The 12122-nt window shown below is 41.2% G+C and carries 9 protein-coding genes; 5 read left to right on the top strand and 4 right to left on the bottom strand.

Going from position 1 to position 12122, the window contains the following annotated elements:
* Positions 1–101 precede the first annotated feature (101 nt).
* Positions 102–1091, bottom strand: coding sequence for an AraC family transcriptional regulator (locus H9X96_RS03745; protein ID WP_187664966.1), 990 nt, complete (start codon positions 1089–1091; stop codon positions 102–104).
* A gap of 75 nt (positions 1092–1166) precedes the next feature.
* Here H9X96_RS03745 and H9X96_RS03740 point away from each other — a divergent pair, with 75 nt between their 5' ends.
* From H9X96_RS03740 to H9X96_RS03730, 3 genes are all read left to right on the top strand, one after another.
* Positions 1167–4220, top strand: coding sequence for a SusC/RagA family TonB-linked outer membrane protein (locus H9X96_RS03740; protein WP_187664965.1), 3054 nt, complete (start codon positions 1167–1169; stop codon positions 4218–4220).
* Between the two features lie 57 nt (positions 4221–4277).
* Positions 4278–5792: a SusD/RagB family nutrient-binding outer membrane lipoprotein gene (locus H9X96_RS03735; RefSeq protein ID WP_187664964.1), complete on the top strand. Its 1515-nt coding sequence runs from the start codon at positions 4278–4280 to the stop codon at positions 5790–5792.
* A gap of 94 nt (positions 5793–5886) precedes the next feature.
* Positions 5887–7170 carry a PepSY domain-containing protein gene (locus tag H9X96_RS03730; RefSeq protein WP_187664963.1) on the top strand — a complete coding sequence of 428 codons (1284 nt, stop codon included), beginning with the start codon at positions 5887–5889 and terminating at the stop codon, positions 7168–7170.
* Here H9X96_RS03730 and H9X96_RS03725 read toward each other — a convergent pair.
* Positions 7151–8125, bottom strand: a complete 975-nt coding sequence (locus H9X96_RS03725) for a GlxA family transcriptional regulator (RefSeq protein ID WP_187664962.1) — start codon at positions 8123–8125, stop codon at positions 7151–7153. The genes H9X96_RS03730 and H9X96_RS03725 overlap by 20 nt on opposite strands.
* A 390-nt stretch (positions 8126–8515) precedes the next feature.
* Entirely contained in the window at positions 8516–8977 is a 462-nt protein-coding gene (locus tag H9X96_RS03720) for an Lrp/AsnC family transcriptional regulator (RefSeq protein ID WP_062550140.1), read from the bottom strand.
* 316 nt (positions 8978–9293) lie between these two features.
* On the opposite strand from H9X96_RS03720, the gene serC reads away from it, so the two are divergent.
* Together serC and H9X96_RS03710 are read left to right on the top strand one after the other, a co-directional pair.
* A complete protein-coding gene (gene serC, locus H9X96_RS03715) occupies positions 9294–10397 on the top strand; it encodes a 3-phosphoserine/phosphohydroxythreonine transaminase (protein ID WP_187665020.1) in 1104 nt (367 codons plus the stop codon).
* Positions 10394–11254, top strand: a complete 861-nt coding sequence (locus H9X96_RS03710; protein ID WP_187664961.1) for an RNA polymerase sigma factor RpoD/SigA — start codon at positions 10394–10396, stop codon at positions 11252–11254. The genes serC and H9X96_RS03710 overlap by 4 nt, the downstream gene beginning before the upstream one ends.
* Positions 11255–11292: 38 nt before the next feature.
* Here the strand turns inward: H9X96_RS03710 and H9X96_RS03705 are convergent, their stop codons facing one another.
* Positions 11293–12072, bottom strand: a complete 780-nt coding sequence (locus tag H9X96_RS03705; RefSeq protein ID WP_187664960.1) for a DJ-1/PfpI family protein — start codon at positions 12070–12072, stop codon at positions 11293–11295.
* Positions 12073–12122: the final 50 nt, after the last annotated feature.

Raw genomic sequence — 12122 nt, 5'->3', positions numbered from 1 at the left:
TGAGGGACTGCAAAGGTATAAATAAAATAATTTAAAGAAAAGAATTTCTTGATAAATGTTGTTGATTTAGAAGAGATTGGACGGAAAACTTCATTTTTTCACTATGCAGTGAAGAAAACCAGACACAATTCCGGATCAAAAAGTAAGAGGAACATCTTGATTTTATTGGGAAGGTAGCCGAAGTACTTTTTGAAGGCACTGCTGAAGTGGGTAGCATGTTTATAACCCATTTTTTCCGACACTTCCGATACCCGGGAATCCCCTTGAAGTAACATGGCTTTAGCCTGTTCCATCTTGTATTGGTTCAGATATCCGTAAACGGTAGTTCCGTAAGCAGCCTTGAATTGCTTCTTCAGGTTAAACTCATTTGTTCCCACCATGTGCGCTAAAGTTCTCAAAGAAAACGGCGCATCAATATGCTGGATCAGAATTTCCCGTGCTTCCTGCATTTTGTCCAGATCATCCTGCTTTAATCGGGGAAGCGGCTGTTGCTGCTGCTGTTCCAGCTGTGAAATCTTGATGGCCAGCAGCTCAATTACCTTCGATTCCAGAAATAATCGTTCGCAAAAGCCAGTATGGGGCGAGTTCTCCAGGCCATTTAAGATCGCATTGATTTCCGGTGTGAGGTGTAAATGATGTTCAGAGAAGAAGATTACGTTTTGAACAACACCTGCAAAGGCAGTTTCAGAGAAACGTTTTGCTCGCAGATGAATGGCTGCAGGATGATCTTCGGGAAGGTATCTGGACAAAAATCCGGCACTGATCTCTACAAAAACAACCTCATTTGATTCGTCGGATAAACCCTCGTAAAGGCCAGGCGTACCGTTGGTCCAGATCAGATTGTACTGCTGACTTTCCAATAAAGGCAAAGGCTGACCAGCCATATCGTCATTAAAAGACAATTTTCCTTTGAGCACAAATAATAATTGATAACCAGCAGGATTTTCAGGCTGAGCCAGGATTGAGCCGCCCTGCTCGGCATTTAACAAAGCGATTTTTTTCGAGTAACCAATAGTAAGGTCCTTAGATCCGTAAATTGAACGTTCTTGTTTTTCTCCTTTTAGCGTCATCTGTTCTCCCTTTTGCGTCATCGGCTACTGATATCTTTGCGGCGAAGTTAAGGTTATTAAGATTAAATCTTAATAAAATGTCAAAATAATATTTAGATGAACAAAAAAGCTACCCTAATTATTTTACTATTGACGATCTCTACAGGCCTCTTTGCTCAGGTAAGGATGATCAGCGGGAAAGTAATAGATCAAAAGACTGGAGTAACCCTTCCAGGCGCAACCGTGATCCGCAATGCGAACAAAGAGGCGGTCAGTACCGATGCGAGCGGTAAATATACCATCTATGCAGCAACCGGCGACTTGCTTTCCTTTTCTTATACAGGTTATTCTACTGTAGAATTGACATTGACTGCAGATAAAAATACGCTGAATGCTTACCTGGATGGTTCTGTAAACCAATTGTCGGAAGTTGAAGTGACTGGTGCTTTGGGCATCAAACGTCAGGCAAGAGAATTGGGGACTTCCGCAACATTGATCAGCAATGAAAGTCTGAATCAAGGTAAAGTGCTGAACCCTTTACAGGGTTTGGCCAGTAAAGTTGCCGGATTGAGAATCAACATGAACGATGCGACCACTGGTAAAACGGACCAGCTGGTGCAAATCAGACTGCGTGGTTCCAGATCTTTCAACGATGCAAAGAACAACCCTATCTATGTAGTAGATGGAGTACCTGTTCCAGATATCGGCCGTTTAAACCCGAACGACATCGAAAATATTACCGTGCTTAAAGGTGCAAATGCCGCTGCATTATATGGTTCAGAAGGTGTGAACGGTGCTTTAATGATCACCACGAAAAAAGGACAAAGAGGTAGGGGGACCGTTAATTACGCCAATACCACCACTTTTTCAAATGTATACCTGCTGCCTCCAGCACAAACGCAATTCGGGCAAGGGCAAAATGGGGTATATGCTCCAACAGAATATGAGTCCTGGGGACCTGCATTTGATGGCAGCACCAAAGACCTGGGCTTAAAACTGCCAAACGGTGTACAGCCAACCGCATTATTCGCGGCACCTTCAAAAGATAACCGCCTGGATATGTTCCAAACGGGTAGAACTTTACAAAATGACCTTTCTTTTTCTGGTGGCGATGAAAACTCAACTTACTTTTTCTCTGTTCAAAACGTAAACATCAAAGGGGTGATTCCTGGCGATAAAAGTTCCAGAACAGGAGCGAGATTTAATGGTTCCAGAACTTTCGGCAAGCTGAATACCTCTTATAATGTCAATTATATTTCGGCCAATAGAAATACCACGCCAGATGGTCCATGGTACAGCACCTATGTGCAGCCTGCAAACCTTGACCTTAAAAGTTTGAAAAACTGGAGAGATCCAAACTCAGCAGCAAATCCGCTGAACTATTATACAGATGCTACAGCAGCAAAGAATCCATTTTTCTTAATGGATAACAATAGAAATACTGCTGATCAGCAAACGATCAATGGAAAAATCCAATTGGATTATGATTTTACACCATGGTTTTCTGCAATTTATCGCATTGGATTGTACAGTACTTCTGAAGAAAGCAGGGCAACCACAAATAAATTGGCTTCTCCTTCAGGAAACAGAAACGTGAATGGTTCTGTAAATGATGGCAGCAATGATTTCCGTAGGATAAACAGTGATTTAATCCTGAACTTTAAGAAAGATTTCGGAAAGTTTACGAACCGTTTATTGGTTGGACAAAATATCCGTATGGATGATTCCAAGCTGATTTCTGTAGGAAGTGCCAACTTACTATTTCCAGACCTTTTCAATCCTGGTAGCCGTGCAGGTGAGTTAGATGGTGCTGCTTCGATCACTAAATACAGAGCATTGGGTACGTATTTCGAATATACTGCCGGATATAACAACTATCTGTTCTTCACCTTAACCGGTAGAAACGATATGGTTTCCGTATTGAGTAAAGAAAACCGCGCTTATTTTTACCCTGGTGTCAGTACTTCTTTTGTATTTACAGAAGGGATCAAAGCTTTAAAGGACAATAGAGTACTCTCTTTCGGAAAGGTGTTTGCTTCTTATAACAAAACAGGGAACGTGACTTTAGATCCTTACAGCTTAAACAACGCTTACTCGCAGATCAATGGTTTTCCTTTTGGTGGTTTAGTAGGTTTTACCCCTAATTTAACCAGCCCGAATCCTAATATTAAACCAGAATTTGTGAAGTCTTATGAAGTTGGTACCCAACTGGGCTTCTTCAATGATCGCTTAAACTTTGAAGCGGCCTATGTGTACTCAGATTCTGACGGTCAGATTTTTGATGCGCCGATTTCAAGTTCAACCGGTTATAACACCACCATTGTTAACGCAGGACGATTGACCAATAAAATCATTGAATTGACTTTAAGCGGTGATGTGCTCCGTAAAGACAATTTCAGATGGAACCTCGGTTTTAATTTCACACATATTAATAATAAGGTGAAGACAATTTTCGGCGGACAGGAAGAATTCAGGATGTTCAGACAAGCTTATGCGGTAGTTGGACAAAGTTACCCACTCTTAAAAGTGAGTGATTACCTAAGAGATGAGCAAGGAAGGGTAGTAGTGGATTCGAAAGGAAATACGACTACTGTAGCCGATAGCGCCCCTCTAGGTACCATGGTTCCTCCTTATCAAATGGGTTTAAGTTCGGTGATTCACTTCAAAGGCATCAGCATTGGTGCTCAGTTTGATGCCCGTCTTGGAGGCTGGCTGTATTCTGAGGTCGTACCAAGAATGTACACTGCTGGTACGCATCCAGCTACTGCTGAATACGGCCGTCAGCCATTCATCTTCCCTAATTCTGTGGTCAACACAGGAACTGCAGATCAGCCGGTATATGTACAAAATACAACTGTGATGTCTAAAGGCGATAAAGCATTCTGGGATACACAAGGAAAAGTGCAAAGAAATACAGCGGCAAAATCAGATTTCTTTAAGCTAAGAGAATTGAATATCAATTATGCTTTACCTAAAGCATTACTGGCGAAACAGAAAGTAATCCGTGAAGCTAGCTTCGGATTGGTAGGAACTAATCTTTTCATCGTCAGACATAAGAGCAATACTTACGGTGATCCTGAATCTCTGTACAATCAAACTGACGGTTACCTGAGTTTCAGACAGATTCCTCCAACCAGAATGTTTGGTTTTAACCTGAACGTTACGTTCTAACTGATTGGAGATACACACGAGTTTATTTAAGATATACACGCTGAAGAATAACATATCATGAAGAAAAATATAAAAATATTCGTTTTCGCTGCCGGCTTATTCAGTCTGACTTCCTGCGAAAAATTCCTGGATGTGAATGACAATCCGAATGGTCCAACAGAGCAATACCTGATTTTGAGTGCCCGTTTACCTGGTGCTTTAATCAGCACCATCAATCAGGAAACTGTACAAATCAATCAGCTGGCCGCTTTTTGGGCAGGGTATTGGGGTACCACCAGTGAAGCAACCAATAAGTTTTATAAAGAGAAGACCTATAATGGGGTAGCTATCCGTGGAACCAGAGATGGCATCCAGATCTGGGAAGGCACTTATAACACCTTATTATATTATCAATTGATCAAGGAGCAGGCGCAAAAAGAAAATGCACCGTTTTATTCCGGAATTGCGAAGATCATGCAAGGATGGCACTTTTTGCACTTAGTAGATATCTATAACAATGTTCCTTTTGACGAAGCTTTGAATAGAACATTATATCTGCAGCCTAAATATGAGGATGGGAAGACCGTATATGAAAAGTCTGTTTCGCTGATTACCGAGGGGATGGCAGAGATTAAAGGAGCATCAGGGGATCAAAATCCGGGCAAAGCCGATATCATCTTTAGCGGCGACAAGCAGCTTTGGGCTAAATTTGGGAATACCCTTAAATTAAGAGCGCTAATCCGCCAGTCGCAGGCAAATAATGATGCTTACATCACTGCTGAAATGGATAAGATTAAACTGGAAGGAAGTGGGTTTTTAGGTTTAGGACAGCATGTGGCTACGAAACCTGGCTACATCAATTCTAAAGGTAAAATGAACCCATTCTGGGAAAATAATTACAGAGGTGTAAATGCAGCAGCTACTAATCATGTGGATTTACGTCCAACGCAATACATTATTGATAAATATAAAGGACTGGATGATCCACGCCTAGCTAGTTTATACCTGAGCATTGGCGGAAGTTTTAAAGGTGTGCTTTTCGGAAATCCTAATGTGGATGCTCAATATGCAGCAAAAAGTACTTCTGCTTTTAAAGGACCAACTGAGAACGATGGAAAACCTACTGGACTTTTCAAAAGCTTTGATCAGGCTCTGATTTTAATGGGTTCTTTTGAAAGTTTATTCCTGCAGGCAGAAGCGGCAAACAGGGGATGGATTTCCGGTTCAGATCAGACTTTCTACGAACAGGGGATTGCAGAATCATTCAAATATATGGAAGTAGCTGCAGCATCCTTTACAACTTACAATGAACAAGCTACGGTGAAGTTAAGCGGAGCAGCACCGGCTGATCGCCTAAAAAGAATCATTGAGCAAAAATGGCTAGCCCTGAACAGTATCAGCAGTCTGGAAGCCTGGAGTGATTACAGAAGATTGGGTTTCCCAGAGATTCCTAATTCTTTACTTGCGCCTGCGCCAACAGCAAGACCATTAAGGTTGATGTATCCGGAATCAGAGCGCCAGACCAATGCTGTAGAAAGCGGAAAACAAGGCAATGACGAAGTTACCGTAGGTAAGATCTGGTGGAATAAATAACAAGAATTGTCAAATTCACCTGACAGGCCTGCAAGTATTAAGAATTAGTCTAAATAATTGCGGATTTGTTTTATATTTGTAAAAAATAGCCTTAATGAAACCAAACACAACTAAAAGCGCCTGGCAAAAAACACGTAAACTTTTTAATGACGTCCATTTATGGATCGGATTAGCGAGCGGGATCATCGTGATCCTGGTTTGTTTAAGTGGAACGCTGTATGTTTTTAATACAGAATTGAAGGAGATGGCCAATCCTGAATTGTATAAAGTAACTGCTCCGTCAGGTGCAAATCCGATGCCGATTGAATCTTTGATCAAGCAAGTGAAGGAGCGCACTGGAGGGAAAGTAGTTTCTGTGAAAATTCCTGCAGATCCGAACCGTACTTATCAATTTATGGTGAAAATCAAGGAAGGAGATAAAGAAAAAGGCGGAGAAAGAAAAGAAAAAGGAGGAAAACCTGAACAAGGAAAACGTCCTTCTGCTTTTTCGGTAAACCAATACACTGGAGCAGTGATTGGCAATATTTCTGAAGTGAAAGGGGCTACTGCTTCCTTTATGAAAACCATGTTCAGCCTGCACAGGTGGTTATTATTAGATAAAGTGGAAAAACCGATTTTCGGAGAACTGGAAAATAGAAAGCTGGGAAGTTACATTACCGGTGCAGCGACTATATTATTTACATTCGGTGTCATTACTGGTATGGTGATCTGGTTTCCTCAAAGGGTTAAATCCTGGAGACAAGGGCTAAAGGTAAAATGGTCTGGAAGCTGGAAAAGAACAAACCACGATTTACACAACAGTTTAGGATTCTACGCTTGTATATTTCTATTTCTGATGGGGATTACTGGTCCGCAATGGTCCTTCCCTTGGTACAGAGAGGCTTTAAGGAAGTCCTTGGGTACTTATCAGCCAGAAGGATTTGAGCCGCCTAAAGATCCGGTTTCGACAGTTATAGCGGGGGCTGCCCCTTTAAATCTGAGCGATTACCTGAAAAAAGCAGATGCTGCATTGCCTTATACCGGTGATTATAGCATCAGTCTGCCAAAAGATTCTGCTGCTGCCATTTCGGTGATGAAGAACAAAACAGGTTTTTTTGCACCTGCAGCAGGTGATAAAGTCCTTTTAGATCAATATACGGGCAACGTACTTCAGAAAGAGGTGTTTAGTGATAAGCCTTTTAACGAACGCATATCCGGTTCTATCAAAGCCCTGCATTTGGGTGATGTATATGGTATGTTTACCAAGATCATTTATTTTCTGGCCTGTTTGATTGCAACCAGTCTGCCGGTAACAGGTACATTGATCTGGCTGAACAAGCTAAAAAAGAAAAGAAAGAAAAAGGTAAATAAAAGGTCAGCTATGCGGCTTTCGGCTTAAACTTATCCCTATAATCTTTAGGTGTCATTCCGGAGTTTTTCTTAAAAAGCTGTCTGAACGTTTTCAGATCATTATAGCCGGAATCTAACATTACTTCCAGAATACTGAGGTTGGTTTGCTCTAAAAGCTTTTTAGCCGCCTCAATTCTGGTTTTTTGTAAATATTCAATGAGGGTATTTCCCGTAGCCTGCTTAAATCTGCGCACAATGTTTCTCCTGCTGGAGGGAATCTGCTGCAGAATATCTTCAATCGTTACCGATTCTTTATAGGCATTTTCAATGCATAGCTGTGTTTTAGAAACCAGCTCATCGCCATGATCTCTTACCGGCTGAAAACTACCGAAATAGCTTTGCTGTTCGCGGTTCATATCAATGGAGAATATTTTTGCAATGTGTATGGCGGTATCACGGCTGCAGTAATTGTGGATCAGCATCAGCATCAAATGAAAACTACTCGTTGAGCCTCCACTGGTATAAATCCCCTGGTCTGCGGTGACCACCTTTTCAGGAGTAAAATAAACATCTGGAAAACAGCTGGCAAAGGCCGTACTTGCATTGACATGAGTAGTGGCAATTTTTCCGTTGAGTAAACCTGTAGCGGCCAATAAAAAGGCTCCTGTACAGAAACTAGCTAATTCTGCACCTGTCTTGTATTGGAGCTGTAGCCATGGCAAGAACTCCAGGTTTTGATGGATGGCCGTATTGAGGTCTGAGGTACCGAATGCTGGAATTAAGATGAGGTTTTGCTGTCCGGATTCGGATATGCTGAGTGCATTGTATTTTTCAAAGGTAGTTCCTTCCTTGGAAATGGTTGTATTCCTGATCAGGTTGATCTGAAAGAGGGGGGCTCTGCCGATTTCTTCATAGTAATGATTCACTGTGTCGAATACATCGAGTATTGCGGCTACACTGAGTAAACGATAGTTATTGGGAAGTAATAAGGCTACCTGTATCATCTGAATTCGAATTTATGTATCCTAAATTAAGTAAATTTATTTGGGAAATGAGGGTAGTTGTGGTCGGGAAGAGACCTGCTTTCCTTTAGAGGAAGGAGGGGGTTCGGTTAGGGTTTGGATAGCAGAGACTAAGGCAACCCTACGCGAACCCTAACCGAACCCCCTCCGAACCCTATTATAAGGCACTTCTCTTCCCGAACACTTCCCGACTACTATCAGGAATACCTTATTTTGAAATTACTTGACAGTTTGGGGATTAAAAAAATGATTTTTCTGATTTCGTTTGACCTTCGTTTCTTCATTTTTTAAAAGACTTAGGGTATAACAATTAGCGCCAAAGAAAGGTTTAAATAAGGAGTTTTAAATAAGGAATTGAGCAGGCTTATTGGCTTAGATCTTGTAGCTGGTATCTCTTTTCTCCTCAGAAAGTACGAGGAAGCTCTGTACGCTGCCTACATTTGGCAATTTAGACAATTGGCCGCGTAAAAAATCGTTGTAACCTTTCATATCCGGAGATACGATTTTCAGGATGAAATCAAAATTACCAGTGATATAATAACACTCCCTGACATCTTCGAACTGTACCACTTCTTTTTGAAAAGCACTTAAAGCTTCTTCGGAATGGTCATTCATCTGGATATGCGTGAAAGAAATGATGCTGTTACTGCTTTTCTGAAGGTCTACCAAAGCCGTATATCCTTTGATATAGCCGTTTTGCTCCAGCCATTTCACACGTTCAAAAATCGGAGAAACACTTTTCCTTAATCTTCTCGCCAATTCTTTGTGCGTCATTCGGGCATCTTCCTGTAAAAGACGCAAAATTCCAAGATGGGTAGGATCTAGTTTAGACATTTTTCAGAAGATAGATTTCTAGCTTAGTGTAGATGTTTTGCAACGTAATTAAGGTCAAATATAGTATTATTTATTTTTTATGAAACATTTACGGGCTTTCCCTGGAAGGATAGTGTAAAACTTACCTTAACCCCTTAAAAAATAAGGAAGTAGGGAAATTTAATTTTGCGGTAGCCCAGCATTAGAATTGGTGCCCAAAAATTGTATGGTATAAAGCAGTCAAAACAGAAAAATTTGCTGAATGTAAACGGAAAATGAGATATCCGTTTTGACCTTCCGAACTTTGGAGCTATCAACCAGAACCTATAAAACAATGATCAAACATAATTTCGGTGCAGGCCCATGTATTTTACCCGCTAAAGTCTTAGATCAGGCCGCCGCCGCGGTTAAGAATTTTAATGGCATTGGCCTAAGTATTTTAGAGATCTCGCACCGTACTCCAGAGTTCGAAGCTGTCATCAATGAAACACAGGATTTAGTGAAAGAATTGCTTGGAGTGCCTGCGGGTTACAGCGTTGTATTTTTGCAGGGAGGTGCCAGCACCCAGTTTTCTATGCTGGCGATGAATTTCCTCCAGCAGGATAAAAAAGCAGCTTATCTGGATACTGGGTTCTTTTCTTTGAAAGCCATCAAAGAAGCTTTGTTCTTTGGACAGGTGGAGATTGTAGCTTCCTCAAAAGACAAAGACTATTACTATGTTCCAACTGGCTACGAAATTCCAGCAGACGCAGCTTATTTTCATTATTGTTCAAACAATACGATTGAAGGAACAGAGGTATTTAGCTTTCCAGCCACCCAAATCCCTGTGATCTGCGATATGTCTTCTGATATCTTCAGCAGAGCAATTGAGGTTGCAGATTTCGACCTGATCTATGCAGGTGCACAAAAGAATATGGGGCCCGCAGGTATGACGCTTGTGGTGATCAAAAATAGTTTACTGGAAAAGATTCAGCGCGAAGTGCCTTCTATGTCTGACTACCAGATATACATAGACAACAATTCTATGTTTAATACGCCTCCGGTATTTTCAATATATGTAGCCATGCTGAATTTAAGATGGCTGAAGGAAAAGGGAGGGGTAGCCCAGCAGGAAAAAGAAAACATCGCCAAATCAGGCTTGTTATATAAAGAAATAGATAGAAATACCTTGTTTTATGGCCTGGCAAATCCCACAGACAGGTCAAGAATGAATGTGACTTTCAAAACAAAGCATCCGGCATTAGAAGGCGAATTCCTGGATTTTGCTAGCACCAAAGGTATTGTAGGCATCAAAGGATATCCTTCCGCAGGCGGTTTCAGAGTTTCTTTATACAATGCCTTACCTATATCGAGTGTGGAAGTACTCGTAAAATGTATGCAGGATTTTGAAAGTTACATCTTAAATAAGCAGATATCATTAAAAAATGAAGTTACGGTATGAGACAGTTAAAGATTGCACCATCCATTACCAATCGGGACTCCGAATCTATTGATAAATACCTGACCGATATCGGAAGAATCGACCTGGTAAATGTAGAAGAAGAGTTGAATCTGGCCAGAAGAATTAAAAAAGGAGATAAAGCAGCCCTGGATAAACTGGTGAAAACCAATTTGCGCTTTGTCGTTTCTGTAGCTAAAAAGTATCAGAATAGAGGTCTGCAGCTGGCTGATCTGATCAGTGAAGGCAACCTGGGGTTAATTAAAGCTGCGGAGCGATTTGACGATACCAAAGGTTTCAAATTTATCTCTTTTGCCGTGTGGTGGATTCGTCAGAGCATCATGCAGGCATTGGCCGATCAAAAGAGAATGATTCGCCTTCCTGGAAATCAGGTATTGGGCATCATCAAAATTAATAAAGCCTCAGATTTATTAGAACAGAAGCTGGAACGTTTGCCTACTTATGAAGAGATTTCTCAGGAAACAGAGCTTTCTGCAGATAAGGTTTCCGATTATCTATCGAGCGCACCGCTGTCTTTTTCACTGGATATGACCACCAATGAGGAAAGTGGTTTTAGCTTGCTGGATAGTCTGGCCAATACCAATGTTCCAAATACAGACGCACAGATGATGACGGAATCGCTGAGCGAGGATTTACAGCGTACTTTAGGTGTACTTCCGGAAAGGGAAAAATGGATCATCACTTTATTCTTTGGCCTGGACAACCATACTGCATTGACATTGGATGATATGGTGGAAGTTTTTAACCTGAGCAAGGAACGCATCCGACAATTAAAAGACAGGGCACTGAAAACTTTAAGACAGCATTGCAGAACGCCTTATTTAGCCGAATATTTTTAAACTATAAAAGGCGACGTTTAGCGTAACGTCGCCTTTTATTATTTTTTCGGGTTTGATAGATCCAACCCTTGTTCAGGCTGGTATTTATCATATTCCATTTGTTTTGCAATGGCTTCAGCTGCTGCTTTACCTTTCAATTTTGCAACCAGGTGGAGTGCGCCATCTATGCCAGCCGATATTCCTGCTGTAGTGATGACCCTGCCATTGTCAACATAGCGTACATTTTGAAGTACTTTAGCTTTTGGCACTGCTTTTTGAAGATGGTCGATGCTTTTATGAAAAGTAGTTACTGTGAGCTGATCCAGCAGTCCCGCTTTTCCTAGAATGAATGCGCCTGTACAAACGGAGAAATAACTTTTAGTACTGCTATCCCTGGATTTTATCCAGGAAATAACCTCCGGATCATCCGCTGCGACTTCATCCGAGCCACCAAATACTGCAAAAATATCTGTTTGCGGAGCATCCTTAATGCTGTAATCCGGAATGATTTTAAGAATTCCCTGCGACAATAGTGGATTTTTAGTTTTTGCAACAGTGATGACTTTAAAGCCTGCATAGGAAAAGACTTCCATCGGCCCTGCGAAATCAAGTACTTCTACGCCGTCATATAAGTAAAAGCAAACCGTTATTTTTTTATCCTCCAACAGCTGCTGGTTTTTCTCAGCTAATGTCATTCCGCAATGCTTACAAATGCCGGGTTGTTCGTAAACGGCAGTATCACATGGATGGTTGCAAGGCGGACACACATAGGTCGTTCCATCTCCTTGCCTAAATGCAAAGCAAGGAATTAAAAGTATGAAGAGTAATAGTCGTTTCATAAATGTATTATTTAAACCCAAAATTAGGAGAACGGGATGAATAAATCAGG

Origin of the sequence: Pedobacter sp. N36a, assembly GCF_014472395.1 — a bacterium.
GTDB lineage: Bacteria > Bacteroidota > Bacteroidia > Sphingobacteriales > Sphingobacteriaceae > Pedobacter.
This window is presented reverse-complemented; position numbering and strand designations above follow the sequence as displayed.